General features: G+C 62.6%; 12 protein-coding genes. 7 read left to right on the forward strand and 5 right to left on the reverse strand.

From position 1 onward, the window contains the following. Window positions 1–9 precede the first annotated feature (9 nt). Together PJ259_RS12035 and PJ259_RS12040 are read right to left on the reverse strand one after the other, a co-directional pair. A complete protein-coding gene (locus PJ259_RS12035; protein ID WP_017640877.1) occupies window positions 10–1,368 on the reverse strand; it encodes a glutamine synthetase family protein in 1,359 nt (452 codons plus the stop codon). Between the two features lie 36 nt (window positions 1,369–1,404). Beyond that, the gene (locus PJ259_RS12040; RefSeq protein WP_271652968.1) at window positions 1,405–2,154 is read right to left on the reverse strand and encodes a gamma-glutamyl-gamma-aminobutyrate hydrolase family protein; all 750 of its coding nucleotides are present in this window, start codon (window positions 2,152–2,154) and stop codon (window positions 1,405–1,407) included. Between the two features lie 405 nt (window positions 2,155–2,559). Here PJ259_RS12040 and PJ259_RS12045 point away from each other — a divergent pair, with 405 nt between their 5' ends. Further along, window positions 2,560–3,936 (forward strand): glutamine synthetase family protein, encoded by a 1,377-nt coding sequence (locus PJ259_RS12045; RefSeq protein ID WP_007160769.1) that lies wholly within the window; start codon window positions 2,560–2,562, stop codon window positions 3,934–3,936. 255 nt (window positions 3,937–4,191) lie between these two features. Next, window positions 4,192–5,289, forward strand: coding sequence for an agmatine deiminase (aguA, locus tag PJ259_RS12050; RefSeq protein ID WP_271652969.1), 1,098 nt, complete (start codon window positions 4,192–4,194; stop codon window positions 5,287–5,289). Between the two features lie 60 nt (window positions 5,290–5,349). Here the strand turns inward: aguA and PJ259_RS12055 are convergent, their stop codons facing one another. From PJ259_RS12055 to desA, 3 genes are all read right to left on the reverse strand, one after another. Beyond that, the gene (locus PJ259_RS12055) at window positions 5,350–6,702 is read right to left on the reverse strand and encodes an OprD family porin (protein ID WP_271652970.1); all 1,353 of its coding nucleotides are present in this window, start codon (window positions 6,700–6,702) and stop codon (window positions 5,350–5,352) included. 840 nt (window positions 6,703–7,542) lie between these two features. Beyond that, window positions 7,543–8,520, reverse strand: coding sequence for a sensor domain-containing diguanylate cyclase (locus PJ259_RS12060; RefSeq protein WP_059316127.1), 978 nt, complete (start codon window positions 8,518–8,520; stop codon window positions 7,543–7,545). 113 nt (window positions 8,521–8,633) lie between these two features. After that, a complete protein-coding gene (gene desA, locus PJ259_RS12065; RefSeq protein WP_271652971.1) occupies window positions 8,634–9,827 on the reverse strand; it encodes a delta-9 fatty acid desaturase DesA in 1,194 nt (397 codons plus the stop codon). A 249-nt stretch (window positions 9,828–10,076) separates the two neighbouring features. On the opposite strand from desA, the gene oscA reads away from it, so the two are divergent. The 5 genes from oscA to PJ259_RS12090 all read left to right on the forward strand — a co-directional run bounded on the left by oscA (window position 10,077) and on the right by PJ259_RS12090 (window position 14,111). Beyond that, the gene (oscA, locus tag PJ259_RS12070) at window positions 10,077–10,262 is read left to right on the forward strand and encodes a sulfur starvation response protein OscA (protein WP_059316129.1); all 186 of its coding nucleotides are present in this window, start codon (window positions 10,077–10,079) and stop codon (window positions 10,260–10,262) included. Window positions 10,263–10,338: 76 nt separating this feature from the next. Next, entirely contained in the window at window positions 10,339–11,340 is a 1,002-nt protein-coding gene (locus tag PJ259_RS12075) for a sulfate ABC transporter substrate-binding protein (protein ID WP_271652972.1), read from the forward strand. Window positions 11,341–11,446: 106 nt separating this feature from the next. Next, a complete protein-coding gene (gene cysT, locus PJ259_RS12080) occupies window positions 11,447–12,259 on the forward strand; it encodes a sulfate ABC transporter permease subunit CysT (protein ID WP_133861341.1) in 813 nt (270 codons plus the stop codon). Window positions 12,260–12,269: 10 nt separating this feature from the next. Next, a complete protein-coding gene (cysW, locus tag PJ259_RS12085) occupies window positions 12,270–13,136 on the forward strand; it encodes a sulfate ABC transporter permease subunit CysW (protein WP_271652973.1) in 867 nt (288 codons plus the stop codon). Between the two features lie 6 nt (window positions 13,137–13,142). Then, window positions 13,143–14,111 (forward strand): sulfate/molybdate ABC transporter ATP-binding protein, encoded by a 969-nt coding sequence (locus PJ259_RS12090; RefSeq protein WP_271652974.1) that lies wholly within the window; start codon window positions 13,143–13,145, stop codon window positions 14,109–14,111. The last annotated feature ends 45 nt before the right edge of the window (window positions 14,112–14,156 follow it).

Genomic DNA, 14,156 nt, shown 5'->3' on the forward strand with positions numbered 1-14,156 from the left:
GAATCGCGGTCAGACGCTGAGCAGCAGGAATTCCCGCTCCCACGAACTGATCACGCGCTTGTAATTCTCATGTTCGGCGCGCTTCACCGCGACGTAGCCACGGGTGAAACGACTCCCCAGATAACGCTCCAGGGTGGCCGACTGCTCCATGCGCTCCAGGGCGGCTTCCAGGGTCAGCGGCAGGCGCAGGTTGCGGCGCTCATAGCCGCGGCCTTGTACCGGAGCACTGGGCGAGACGTTCTCGACCATGCCCAGGTAGCCACACAGCAGGCTGGCCGCCAGGGCCAGATAGGGGTTGGCATCGGCCCCGGCCAGGCGGTTTTCCACCCGACGATTCTGCGGATCGGAATCCGGTACCCGCAGGCCCACGGTGCGGTTCTCTTCACCCCACTCCACGTTGACCGGCGCCGAGGTATCGGGCAGGAAGCGGCGGAAGGAGTTCACGTTGGGCGCGAACAGCGGCAGCGCCTCGGGAATGTATTTCTGCAGACCGCCGATGTGGTGCAGGAAGAGCTCGCTCATGCTGCCATCGGGGTTGGAAAACACCGTCTTGCCGGTCTTGAGATCCACCACGCTCTGGTGCAGGTGCATGGCGCTGCCGGGCTCGCCGGTCATGGGTTTGGCCATGAAGGTGGCGGTGACGTTGTGCTTGAGCGCGGCCTCGCGCAGGGTGCGCTTGAAGACGAAGATCTGGTCGGCCAGGTGCAGCGGATCACCGTGACGGAAGTTGATCTCCATCTGGGCGGTGCCTTCTTCGTGGATCAGGGTATCCAGATCCAGCTCCTGGGCCTCGCACCAGTCGTACATGTCTTCGAACAGCGGATCGAATTCGTTGGCCGCATCGATGGAAAAGGATTGGCGCCCCGTTTCCTGGCGGCCTGAGCGGCCCACCGGAGGCTGCAGCGGATAATCGGGGTCGTCGCTGCGCTTGGTCAGGTAGAACTCCATTTCCGGCGCGACGATGGGCTGCCAGCCGTGCTCGGCATAGAGCTTGAGCACCTTTTTCAGCAGATTGCGCGGCGACAGCTCGATGGGGATGCCGCGCTTGTCGTAGGTATCGTGGATCACCAGGGCCGTGGGCTCCAGCGCCCAGGGCACCAGGAACACCGCGCGATCGTCCGGGCGACAGTGCATGTCGATGTCGGCCGGGTCGAGCAATTCGTAGTAGATGTCGTCGTCGACATAGTCCCCGGTCACGCTCTGCAGGAGCACACTCTCCGGCAGGCGCATGCCCTTTTCATTGAGGAACTTGGCGGTGGGGGAAATCTTGCCGCGGGCAATGCCGGTCAGGTCGGCTACCAGGCATTCCACTTCAGTGATCTTGCGTTCTTTCAACCAGGCGGTCAGCCGGTCAAGCGGGGTGCTCATAAAGACCTCGAAGGTTCGAGCGGGGGATAGAGAACATCAGCGATGGGCAGCGCGCTCCTTGCAGGCACTCCCGAACGCCTGGAACAGGGCAAGGTACACGGGATGACTGCGCACCTGCCATTCCGGGTGCCACTGCACGCCACAGGCGAAGGCCTGGGCCTCATGGACCGAGACGGCCTCGACGAGGCCATCGGGAGCCAGCGCCTCGGCACGCAACCCCGGTGCCAGGCGCTCGATGCCCTGGCCATGAATGGAATTCACCTCGAAGCGCGCCGGCAGGTCCAGGGCCTCGAACAGGCCACCCGGCTGAACCTCGACCGGGTGGTGCAGGCCATAGTGCTCCTCCAGGGTTTCGCCGCGCTCGCGGTGATCCATGAAGGGCCCTGCCTCGTGCACCTTCTGGTGCAGGCTGCCGCCAAAGGCCACGTTCATTTCCTGGAAGCCCCGGCAGATGCCCAACACCGGCACACCGGCCGCCACGGCCGCACGCAGCAGTGGCAGGGTCACGGCATCACGAGCCGCATCGTGCAGGGTACCGGACTCGCTGGGTGCGCCCTGGTAGTGTTGCGGCTCCACGTTGGACGGCGAACCGGTGAACAGCAGACCGTCCAGGCGCTGGACCAACGCCTCGGTTGCGATCAGATCGGCTAGCGCGGGAATCACCAGCGGCATGCCTTCGGCCCCCTCCACCACCGCACGCAGATACTTGTCGCCCGCGATATGGAAAGGATGCAGACCTAGTTGTCGGGTACAGGCTGTGACACCAATGAGCGGCAGCGCAGACATGGGACACCGGGGTGATCAGGATCACCCGAGCCTAGTCTTGTTCGTTATTTTTCACAACCACCGCCAAAAAGTTTCGAGATTCTGCACAGAAGCAGCGAAACAGAGGTCCTCGACTGCCCGTGAGTGCGCCAAAAACAGGCACCTCCGCACCACCCTTGAGCGCCGCTGCCGCCAGTTGACTTTGGTCCGCCTTTCGGATTGACTCCAGGGTGGTAACTCCGCTGATTGATATTTTTAACAGGGGCGCTGGCAAAGCGTCGGAGCGCAGGCGAGACCGTACTCTCAGGTCGCTGTCGGATCGACAGCGGGCACTCGTGCCCTCACTGCGGTTGGCCCACTGGGCAAACAGGCGCGTCAGGCGCTAACCGTTTTGTCGAGCGCAGCCAAAAGCAAAGGTGTTTCATCATGTCGGTACCCCCGCGTGCCGTTCGTTTGGATGAAGCGACCGACTTCCTCAGGGAACATCCTGAGGTTCAGTTCGTCGATCTTCTGATTGCGGATATGAATGGCGTGGTGCGTGGCAAACGCATCGAGCGCAACAATCTGCCCAAAGTCTTCGAGAAAGGAATCAACCTCCCCGCTTCGCTGTTTGCCCTCGACATCACCGGCTCCACCGTCGAAAGCACCGGTCTCGGTCTCGACATCGGCGATGCCGACCGCGTCTGTTTCCCCATCACCGACACCCTCTCCATGGAGCCCTGGCAGAAGCGCCCCACTGCGCAACTGCTGATGACCATGCACGAGATGGAAGGCGAGCCCTTTTTCGCCGATCCCCGCGAGGTCCTGCGCCAGGTCGTGCAGCGCTTCGACGAACTCGGACTCACCGTCTGTGCCGCCTTCGAGCTGGAGTTCTATCTGATCGATCAGGAGAACATCAACGGCCGTCCGCAGCCACCGCGCTCACCCATCTCCGGCAAGCGTCCCCAGTCGGTCCAGGTCTACTCCATGGACGATCTGGACGAATACGCCGACTGCCTGCAGGACATCATCGACGGCGCCCGCGCCCAGGGCATTCCGGCCGACGCCATCGTCGCCGAATCAGCGCCAGCGCAATTCGAGGTCAACCTCAATCACGTCGCCGATCCGATCAAGGCCTGCGACTACGCCGTGCTGCTCAAGCGTCTGATCAAGAACGTCGCCTACGACCATGAAATGGATACCACCTTCATGGCCAAGCCCTACCCGGGCCAGGCGGGCAACGGCTTGCACGTGCATATTTCCCTGCTGGACAAGGAAGGCCGCAACATCTTTGCCGGCGAGGATCCCGAGCAGAACGCCGCATTGCGTCACGCCATCGGCGGTGTGCTCGAGACCCTGCCCGCCTGCATGGCCTTCCTCTGCCCCAACGTGAACAGCTATCGCCGCTTCGGCTCGCAGTTCTTCGTGCCCAATGCACCGAGCTGGGGCCTGGACAACCGTACCACCGCCCTGCGCGTGCCTACCGGTACACCGGAAGCGCACCGCATCGAGCATCGGGTAGCCGGCGCCGACGCCAACCCCTACCTGCTGCTGGCCGGTGTCCTGGCTGGCGTGCACCACGGTTTGACACGACAGATCGAGCCCGGTCCGGTGACTGAGGGCAACTCCTACGAGCAGCACGAGCAGAGCCTGCCGAACAACCTGCGCGATGCCTTGCGCTACCTGGACGACAGCTCGGTGATGGCGGAGTACATCGATCCGAAGTACATCGACATCTTCGTCGCCTGCAAGGAGCACGAGCTGGAGGAGTTCGAACACTCCATCTCCGACCTCGAGTACAACTGGTACCTGCACACCGTGTAGGCGCATGCCTGTCGACCGGCCCCGCGCCGGTCGGCAGGCACCTGCGCTGCGTACCGCCCGCCCCGAGCCTGGTCGATCGCCCCATCGCTCGCCGCAACACCCTCGCCGACGCTCCTACCGTTACAGGAGATAAACTGCGGACCTCGAACGTTTCCCGCCGTACTGCGCCAGCCCGCCCGCGCCTTTGCGCCTGAGGCGATCTGCCGGCACTTTTCCCTTTCAGCCCCCCGAAGACTCTGGATGGAGAGCCTCGCCATGACTACCCTCACCACGCCGCGTGCCGACGGCTTCCACATGCCGGCCGAATGGGCCGACCAGCGCCAGATCTGGATGGTCTGGCCCGAGCGCCCCGACAACTGGCGCCTCGGCGGCAAGCCCGCCCAGGCGGCCTTCACCGCGGTCGCCCAGGCCATCGCCCGCTTCGAGCCGGTCACCATCGGTGCCTCGGCGCAGCAGTACGAAAACGCCCGCGCCCGCCTGCAGCATCCCAATATCCGGGTGGTGGAAATCAGCAATGACGACGCCTGGTGCCGCGATACCGGCCCGACCTTCGTCAGCGATGGCCAGGGTGGTGTGCGCGGAGTGGACTGGAGTTTCAATGCCTGGGGCGGCCTGGACGGTGGCCTCTACTTCCCCTGGCAGCGCGACGACCAGGTAGCGGGCAAGATCCTGGCAATCGAGAATCTTTCGGGCTACCGCACCCCGGATTTCGTTCTCGAAGGCGGCTCCATCCATGTCGACGGCGAAGGCACCCTGATCACCACCGAGGAATGCCTGCTCAACGCCAACCGCAATCCACACCTGGATCGCGCGCAGATCGAGCGTTATCTGAGCGACTACCTGGCGGTGGACAAGGTCATCTGGCTGCCCCACGGTCTCTACAACGATGAAACCAACGGCCACGTGGACAATTTCTGCTGCTACGTGCGCCCGGGCGAGGTGCTGCTGAGCTGGTGCGACGACCAGGCCGACCCCAACTACAGCCGCTGTCGCGAGGCGCTGGCCGTGCTGGAGCGCGAGACCGATGCCCGTGGCCGCACCTTCAAGGTGCACCGCATCGTCACCCCGGGTCCGCTGTTCGCCAGCGAGGACGAATGCCGCGACGTGGACGCCTGCCTCGGCACCCAGCCACGTCGTGCCGGCGAGCGCCTGGCGGCCTCCTACGTCAACTTCCTGATCGTCAACGGCGGCATCATCGCACCGACCTTTGGCGTTCCCGAAGATGCCGAGGCGCTGCGTACACTGCAGGCCTGCTTCCCGGAGCACGAGGTGGTGCAGGTGCCTGGCCGCGAGATCCTGCTGGGCGGCGGCAACATCCATTGCATCACCCAGCAGCAGCCAACCGGGCGCTGATTGCCGACGGAAATGAAAAAGCCCGTCTTGCGACGGGCTTTTTCTTGACCTGGACGCGGCTTAGAGCAGCGGCAGGGTGTAGCTGAGGATCAGACGGTTTTCGTCGACATCGCGCTGGCTGGCGGCCGCCAGATCGGTACGGTACATCGCGTTACGCCAGGTGAGGCCCAGACCTTTCAGCTGACCTTCCGGAATGACGTAGCTGACAGTCAGGTCGCGTTCCCATTCCTTGGCGTCACCCGCGGCAGTGCGGATGTTGTCGCCACGCTGATAGATGACGCCAGCAGTCAGGCCTTTGGCGCCCAGCTGAGCGAAGTCATAGGAGTAGCGAGCTTGCCAGGTGTCTTCGCCCGCGCGGGTGAAGTTGTTGACCTGGATGTCGGTGATGGTATAGGTCGAAGCACCACCCGCCTCGTTCAGATACGGGAAGTTGCTGTCGCCGCTGGTGCTCTGGTAGCCCAGGCCCAGGGTGTGACCATAGATGGAGTAGGTGAACAGGCCGCTGTAGAGACGGTTGTCCACTTCACCACGGGTACGGGTGCCGCCATAGTAGCCAGTGGAACCATACAGGGCGCCTTGGGTATCGGCGTCCTTGTTGTTGCCATCGCCCTTGCTATTGAAATAGCGCAGATCGGTCTTGAAGGTGCCATCGCCCAGTTTGGTGCTGTGGACAAGGCCCAGGAAATGCTGGTTGTAGAAGTCTTCCAACTGACCGAAGTAGTACTGCAGGGTCAGGTCTTTGGTGACCTTGTAATCAGCCCCGATGAAGTTGAACTTGTTGCTGTCACGCGCCGTGGCACCGCTGTTGGAGCCAGCGATGGACAGTTGGTCCTGATCGGTGGAGTTACGGTTCTTCGCACTCTGCAACTGGCCGCCGGTCAGGGTCAGGTTCTTGATGTCCTTGGACGTCACCTGAGCGCCTTGATAGGTCTGCGGCAGCAGACGACCATCGTTGGAGACCACCACCGGCAGCTTCGGCATCAGGGTGCCGTAACGGAATTCGGTTTCGGAGATCTTCATCTTGGCGGTAGCGCCCAGGCTGCTGAACTCGTCGACGGCGCTGTTATCGGTATCGCGCGGGAACATGCTCCCGTTCTGCACACTACCACCATTGGCGCCGGTAGCCTTGCCACCGCTGTCCAGGCGCAGACCCAGCATGCCGACCGCATCGACGCCGAAGCCGACGGTGCCTTGGGTGAAACCCGACTGGTAGTTCAGCATGAAGCCCTGACCCCAATCCATCACGCGAGAAGGATTGGCGGTACCGTTACGGTTGTCTGTGTTGATGTAGAAGTTACGCAGACTAAGCGTTGCTTTGCTGTCTTCGACGAAGCCGGCAGCTTGAGTGGCGGCAATGAGGGACAGGTTCAGACAGGCCGCGGAGACCGCGACCACCAGTGGCTTCTTGACCATGAGTGCTCCAGGGGTGAATCGTTGTTATGCAGCCACCAGCGGTGTCAGCGCCTGCTGGTGGTATGCCCGACGGGCCGTGCGGAAGGGAAAGCTAGAGGGCTTTTGTTTCATTTTCGAGAATTTTCCCAAGCCTGGTCGACTTTTGAGTTGCGACCTCCAGCACAGGACCTCTGCTACCGTCTTCCACGTTGCGAAAGCTAATTGCAAAAAAGCATTTCGTCTAGCAATACGTGGTCGAAAAACCGCCCTAAGGTCTTCCCCTGTAACCGGTCGGTCATGAACAAGGGGAACCTGTTCTTCCGCACCTGTGGTAAAGACGAATCTTTTCCCTGATATCTTCGACCCCTTCCCTTCCCGGACGCTCTGGGACGGTAGTTTCGCGCTCTATCTCAGCGCTTCAGAAAGCACACGTCCTGATCTACCACACTCTAAATCGATTAGAGTTCTGTATATATTTCAATGGCTTGCAGCTGTTTTCCATCGACTATCAGGCTGATCCCTACAACCGAAGGCATTCTTGCCTTACCTGCCGGTAAGAGTGTCCGCGTGGAACCACGCTCGTCTGGTTACGAAAAGGTCCGAAAGTCTATTCATGACGTTGGTCAATTCATGCCGAGCGCCGGCCTATGAAGCAAAGGCGTCGATACTGACGGCAGGCGAGGAAGGCGCCAGCTAACGGGCGATGTCGCTCTTGAGACGCGTCAAGATCGAGCGCGGGAGTAGAACGTAGAAAGGCCTGCCAGGCTGCAGGCCCTTTACCGGGCAACCGCCCTGCTAGAGCGGTCGGGAGAGCTGGTCAGCGCAGCGAAGCCAAGGACAGCAGTGCCTGGCAACGGCGTGCTAGCCCTGAACCACCTGGTCCTTACCCTGGCGCTTGGCTCGGTACATGGCCTCGTCAGCGCGAACATAGAGGGTATCCAGCGACTCATCCTCTTCGCGCAGGACGGTGACCCCCTGACTGATGGTAACCTTCAGTGGACCTTCAGCAGTGGGCACCGCCAGTTGCCGGACGGCACGCTGCAGGCGGCTGCCTATTTGCAGCGCGAGGTCGCTGTCACACCCCGGCAGCAACAGGGCGAATTCTTCACCACCGATGCGGCCGAAAAGATCACCGCGACGGGTAGTTTGAGCCCCACATTCGGCAACACGCTGTAACACTTGATCGCCCATCTGGTGGCCGAAGCGATCGTTGATCTTCTTGAAGTCATCGATATCGAGCAGCAGGAAAGCGAGCGGCTCCCCTTCGCTGCGGGCAAATTCGAAGGCACGTTGCGCGCTTTCGAAGAAATGGCGGCGGTTGCTGCTACGCGTCAAGACATCGGTGGTGGCGAGCCGCTGCAGCTCTTCCTCCATACGCTTCTTCTCAGTGATGTCTTCGGCGATTCCCACCACCAGGAGCGGCATACCGGCTTCGCTGCGCTGACTGACAAAGCATTTGTCACTGAGCCAGCGAATCTCGCCGTCGGCACGGATGATGCGGTACTCACGCGATTCGATAGCGCCCTGCTCTATCACCTGTTCCAGGGTTCGTTGCGCGTATTCGAGGTCATCGGGATAGATGTTGTTGAGCCAGGTACTGTAATCGCTCAACACCTGCGATTGGGAGCGACCGAAGATCTGCTGGTAGGCGGGGCTGACGTAGATGATCTGACGAGTGCGCCAGTCCAGCGCCCACAGCACGGCGTTGACGCTTTCCAGGAGCGCGCTGAACAGCTGTTCACGATCACGCAGGCGATCTGCTTCGGCCCGCGAGTGCAGGAGCGCCAGAAGATTCTCTTCCGGGGTAGGAAGAGCAGACAGCGGGGGTTGTTCATCCATATACACATGCGCCTACGCGGGGTCCTGAGGGAATTAGAGACAGCTGAAAGCAAGCTGGTTCAATCCCCGCGCAGCGCAGCCCACCGCTTCGATGGGCTTTTGTGAAGCCTTTCTCAGGCGGTCCCAGCCGGTCGCAGCGAATAGGTCTTCAGCTGTTCGGCGAACTCGCGCAGCGACTGGATACCGCTGGCTTCGGCCTCGCCGATCCACTGCCGGGTCGCGGCCAGCATGTCGTGGCCATTGGCACTGGTGCGGGCCCAGATCTGCTGCAGCGCCAGGCGCTTTTCGTAGATCAGCTTCAGCGCCTGGCTGTGCTCGAGCAACTCATCGATGCGTACCTGGTGGCGCGCCTTGAGCAGACTGGTCTCTCGCGCCAGCAGACCACGCGCCCGACGAAACAGCGGACGCTGGGAGGGCGCGGCGCTGACGCGCTCCTGCCGGAGCAGCGGACCTATTACCTGCTTGCGGTACTGGGCCATGATCTGGAAACGGTTGTTGAGGATGGCCATGGCGGTATCCATGTCCAACTGTCCCTTGCCCTCGATACGGTGGGCGATGGGCGCGACGCGATTGACCTTGGCCAGGCGCAGCCAGGTGAACAGCTTGATCCAGGCCCAGCCCATGTCGAATTCCCAGCGCTTGACCGACAGCTTGGCCGAGTTGGGATAGGTGTGGTGGTTGTTGTGCAGCTCTTCACCCCCGATGACGATGCCCCAGGGAACGAGGTTGGTGGCGGCGTCGCGGCATTCGAAGTTGCGATAGCCCACCGCGTGCCCCAGGCCATTGACCACACCGGCGGCCCAGAAGGGAATCCAGACCATCTGCACTGCCCAGACGGTGAGACCCAGGGCGCCGAACAGAGCCACGTCGATCAGCAGCAGCAACACGACCCCCAAGTTGCGGGTACGCGGATTGGAATAAAGCTTGCGCTCGATCCAGTCGTCCGGGCAGTTCTTGCCATAGATGCGCAGGGTGTCGGCGTTGTTCGCCTCGGCCTTGTACAACTCGGCGCCGCGTCGAACCACGGTGGCGAGCCCCTTGTGCACCGGGCTGTGCGGGTCGTCTTCGGTTTCGCACTTGGCGTGGTGCTTGCGGTGGATAGCGGTCCACTCGCGGGTGTTCATCGCCGTGGTCAGCCACAGCCAGAAGCGGAAGGCGTGCTTGAGCGCCGGATGCAGCTCCAGCGAGCGGTGGGCGGAGTAACGATGCAGGTAGACGGTGACACTGACAATGGTCAGGTGAGTCAACACCAGGGTGACCACCACCAATTGCCAGACCGTCAGGTCGAGCAGGCCGTTGTAGCTCATGACGCAGAGGACCTCGCGCGGATGTTGTAGTGCAACTGTCACTGAAAGTTCAGTGAACAGGCGTTCGCGCATTATTGCCGGGGTTGGCGATAAATCCAGCCCTACCTTTTGCTACACAACGTGTCCTTCACAAACCGCTAATTCTAAAAGCGCATAAACAAAGCATTATTAGCAATTTTAAGAAATAACAAACCTCCTTCTAAGATGGCGTCACCTCTTCACTTACCCCTCCTTCTAGGACGCCATCCCATGAGCTCCGCTCCGTTCCGCAGCCTGGAAAACCAGGACGAAACCGCACTGCTCCGCGACATCCAGCAGGCCTTGCGTGGCCTCAGGTTCGGCGCCATCGAGATCACCGTGCACAACGGCCAGGTGGTGCAGATCGAGCGCAAGGAAAAATTCCGGCCTCAGACCGGTCCGTCAAACAAGCATTGAGTTCGCGAGATTAGTGGACGAGCGGGCAAGGTGCCCGCCAGACGGTGTCCGCCTTTCCACGTCAAGGAGCCTTCCCATGTCCCTTCGCCGCTTCGCCATGGCCGCACTTGCCGGCGCCTTGCTCACCAGTCAGGTCCAGGCCGTCGAGTTGCTCAACGTGTCCTACGATCCGACCCGTGAGCTCTACCAGCAGTACAACGCCGCCTTCGCCAAGCACTGGAAGGCCGAGACCGGCGAAGACGTGAGCATCAAGAATTCCCATGGTGGCTCCGGCAAGCAGGCCCGCTCGGTGATCGATGGCCTGCAGGCCGATGTCGTCACCTTGGCACTGTCTGGTGACATTGATGCCCTCAACCTGCACCAGCAGCTGGTCGACCCTAGCTGGCAACAGCGTCTGCCGGACAACAGCACGCCCTATACCTCGACCATCGTCTTCCTGGTGCGCAAGGGCAATCCCAAGGGCATCAAGGACTGGGACGACCTGGTGAAGAAAGACGTCCAGGTCATCACCCCCAATCCCAAGACCTCCGGCGGCGCACGCTGGAACTTCCTTGCCGCCTGGGCCTATGCCAAGGCCACCTACGGCAGCGATGCCGAGGCACTGAAATTCGTCACCGAGCTCTATCGCCATGCGCCGGTGCTGGATACCGGCGCGCGCGGCGCCACCATCAGCTTCGTACAGCGCCAGCTCGGCGACGTGCTGATCGCCTGGGAGAACGAAGCCTATCTGTCGCTCAAGGAAGAAGGTGGCGACCAGCTGGAGATCGTCACGCCGTCGCTGTCGATCCTGGCCGAGCCGCCGGTGGCCGTGGTGGACAAGGTGGTAGACAGGAAGGGCACCCGCAAAGAGGCAGAGGCCTACCTCAAGTACCTCTACAGCCCCGAGGGCCAACGCATCGCCGCAGAGAATTTCTATCGGCCCCGCGACCCCAAGGTGGCGGCGGAATTCAAGGATCAGTTCAAGCCGGTCAAGCTGGTGGCCATCGACCAGGCATTCGGCGGCTGGAAAGCGGCGCAGCCGAAGTACTTCGCCGACGGCGGCGTGTTCGACAAGATCTTCGCCGACATCAACAAATAGCACCCCGGCCGGGACGGCTCACGCCGACCAGCCCGGAACAGGTATCGTTCCACCCCTCTGCGCCCTGGCGAAGGCATCGCCGGGGCGCCTTGCAGAAGGACGTCTCATGTCTCGCCGCCTCTCTCCGGTCATACCCGGCTTCGGGTTGACCCTGGGCTTTTCCCTGACCTACCTGGCGCTGATCGTGCTGATCCCGCTGGGCGCCATGTTCCTCCATGCCAGCCAGCTGACCCTCGGCCAGTTCTGGTCGCTGATCACCGGGCGCCAGGTGCTGGCCGCGCTGCAGCTGTCCTTTGGCACGGCCCTGCTCGCCGCCCTGGTCAACGGCATCCTCGGCACCCTGCTGGCCTGGGTGCTGGTGCGCTACGAGTTTCCCGGGCGCAAGCTGATCGATGCCATGGTCGACCTGCCCTTCGCCCTGCCCACCGCGGTGGCCGGCATCGCCCTGACCGCGCTCTATGCGCCCAACGGCATGATAGGTTCGCTGTTTCCCTTCAAGATCGCCTATACCCCGATCGGTATCACCCTGGCGCTGATCTTCGTCACCCTGCCCTTCGTGGTGCGCACCCTGCAGCCGGTGCTGGCGGACATTCCCAAGGAAATCGAGGAAGCCGCCACCTGCCTGGGCGCGCGCCCCTGGCAGGTGTTCCGCTACGTGCTGGTGCCGACCCTGCTGCCGGCCTGGCTGACCGGCTTCGCCCTGGCCTTCGCCCGCGGCGTGGGCGAGTACGGCTCGGTGGTGTTCATCGCCGGCAACATCCCGTTCAAGACCGAGATCCTGCCGCTGCTCATCGTCTCCAAGCTGGACCAGTACGACTACACGGGTGCCACCGGCATCGGCGTGTTCATGCTGCTGGTGTCCTTCGTCATGCTGCTGCTGATCAACATCCTGCAGCGCCGCATCCAGCCCAACATCTAAGGACGACCGCATGAGCCTCATGACTTCGACCAAGGCCGATGCGCGCGCCAGCAAGCAGCGCACCCCGGTGGCCATCGCTCTGATCGCCAGCGCCTGGCTGATCTTCCTGCTGATTCTGGTGCTGCCGCTGTACATGGTGCTGAGCCAGGGCCTGGCCAACGGCATCGGCGCCTTCTGGAACGCCATCAGCGAACCGGATGCGATCTCGGCGCTCAAGCTGACGCTGTTCGCCACCGCCATCTCGGTCCCCCTGAACCTGGCCTTCGGCCTGGCAGCGGCCTGGTGCGTCACCAAGTTCGAGTTCACCGGCAAGAGCCTGCTGATCACCCTGATCGATCTGCCCTTCTCGGTCTCGCCGGTGATCGCCGGTCTCATCTATGTGCTGCTGTTCGGCGCCCAGGGGCTGATGGGCCCCTATCTGCAGAGCGTGAACGTGCAGATCGTCTTCGCCGTGCCCGGCATCGTACTGGCGACGATCTTCGTCACCTTTCCCTATGTCGCCCGCGAACTGATCCCGCTGATGCAGGAACAGGGCACCCAGGAGGAAGAGGCGGCGCGGTTGCTGGGCGCCAGTGGCTGGCAGCTGTTCTGGCACGTGACCCTGCCCAACGTGAAGTGGGCGCTGATCTATGGCGTGGTGCTGTGCACCGCGCGGGCCATGGGCGAGTTCGGCGCGGTGTCGGTGGTCTCCGGCCACATCCGCGGCCTGACCAACACCCTGCCGCTGCACATCGAGATTCTCTACAACGAATACAACATCGTCGCCGCCTTCAGCGTGGCGATCCTGCTGCTGATGATGGCCCTGGTGATCCTGCTGCTGCGGCAGTGGAGCGAGAGTCGCCTGAGCCGCCAACTGCAGCACCGTGACGAGGAATAAGGCGCCATGAGCATCGAGATCCAAGGCATCAACAAGAGGTTCGGCGCCTTCCAGGCGCTCAAGGACATCAATCTGCACATCGAGAGCGGCGAGCTGGTCGCCCTGCTCGGCCCCTCCGGCTGCGGCAAGACCACCCTGCTGCGCATCATCGCCGGCCTGGAAGCGCCGGACACCGGCAACATCGGCTTCCATGGCGAAGACGTCTCCGGACGCGACGTGCGTGATCGCAACGTCGGCTTCGTCTTCCAGCACTACGCGCTGTTCCGCCACATGACGGTGTTCGACAACGTGGCCTTCGGCCTGCGCATGAAGCCGCGCCGCGAGCGACCGGGCGAGGCGCAAATCGCCAGCAAGGTGCATGAATTGCTGAACATGGTGCAGCTCGACTGGCTGGCCGACCGCTATCCCGAGCAGCTCTCCGGCGGCCAGCGCCAGCGCATCGCCCTGGCCCGTGCCCTGGCGGTGGAACCCAAGATCCTGCTGCTCGACGAACCCTTCGGCGCGCTGGATGCCAAGGTGCGCAAGGAATTGCGGCGCTGGCTGGCGCGCCTGCACGAGGAGATCCACCTGACCTCGGTATTCGTCACCCACGACCAGGAAGAAGCCATGGAGGTGGCCGACCGCATCGTGGTGATGAACAAGGGCCAGATCGAGCAGGTGGGCTCGCCCGCCGAGGTCTACGAGCAGCCGGCGAGCGACTTCGTCTATCACTTCCTCGGCGACTCCAACCGCCTGGCGCTGGGCGAACAGGAGGTTCTGTTTCGACCCCACGAGGTGGAGCTGGAGCGCGAGCCGCGGCCGGGTTATCACGCGGCAGAGGTGCGCGACATCCGCCCGCTCGGGGCCATCACCCGGGTGACCCTGCGAGTACCGGCGCAAACCGAGGTGATCGAGGTGGAGCTGGTCAAGGACCACCCGGTGCTGAGCGGGCTGCAACGGGGCACGCCCCTGCATTTCCTGCCGCGCACCCCCTGAATCCGGGGCGGGCGGCTACGACGAAAGTCGTAGCCGCCAAGGTCA

The sequence above is a fragment of the Pseudomonas sp. JBR1 genome (genome assembly GCF_028198185.1).
GTDB lineage: Bacteria > Pseudomonadota > Gammaproteobacteria > Pseudomonadales > Pseudomonadaceae > Chryseomonas > Chryseomonas oryzihabitans_E.

Excerpts from the sequence above, each read along its gene's own strand:
- PJ259_RS12075 (WP_271652972.1), top strand. The coding sequence starts at position 10,339 with ATGTCCCTTCGCCGCTTCGCCATGGCCGCACTTGCCGGCGCCTTGCTC.
- aguA (WP_271652969.1), top strand. The coding sequence starts at position 4,192 with ATGACTACCCTCACCACGCCGCGTGCCGACGGCTTCCACATGCCGGCC.
- desA (WP_271652971.1), bottom strand. The coding sequence starts at position 9,827 with ATGAGCTACAACGGCCTGCTCGACCTGACGGTCTGGCAATTGGTGGTG.
- PJ259_RS12040 (WP_271652968.1), bottom strand. The coding sequence starts at position 2,154 with ATGTCTGCGCTGCCGCTCATTGGTGTCACAGCCTGTACCCGACAACTA.
- cysT (WP_133861341.1), top strand. The coding sequence starts at position 11,447 with ATGTCTCGCCGCCTCTCTCCGGTCATACCCGGCTTCGGGTTGACCCTG.
- PJ259_RS12045 (WP_007160769.1), top strand. The coding sequence starts at position 2,560 with ATGTCGGTACCCCCGCGTGCCGTTCGTTTGGATGAAGCGACCGACTTC.
- oscA (WP_059316129.1), top strand. The coding sequence starts at position 10,077 with ATGAGCTCCGCTCCGTTCCGCAGCCTGGAAAACCAGGACGAAACCGCA.
- cysW (WP_271652973.1), top strand. The coding sequence starts at position 12,270 with ATGAGCCTCATGACTTCGACCAAGGCCGATGCGCGCGCCAGCAAGCAG.
- PJ259_RS12035 (WP_017640877.1), bottom strand. The coding sequence starts at position 1,368 with ATGAGCACCCCGCTTGACCGGCTGACCGCCTGGTTGAAAGAACGCAAG.
- PJ259_RS12060 (WP_059316127.1), bottom strand. The coding sequence starts at position 8,520 with ATGGATGAACAACCCCCGCTGTCTGCTCTTCCTACCCCGGAAGAGAAT.
- PJ259_RS12055 (WP_271652970.1), bottom strand. The coding sequence starts at position 6,702 with ATGGTCAAGAAGCCACTGGTGGTCGCGGTCTCCGCGGCCTGTCTGAAC.
- PJ259_RS12090 (WP_271652974.1), top strand. The coding sequence starts at position 13,143 with ATGAGCATCGAGATCCAAGGCATCAACAAGAGGTTCGGCGCCTTCCAG.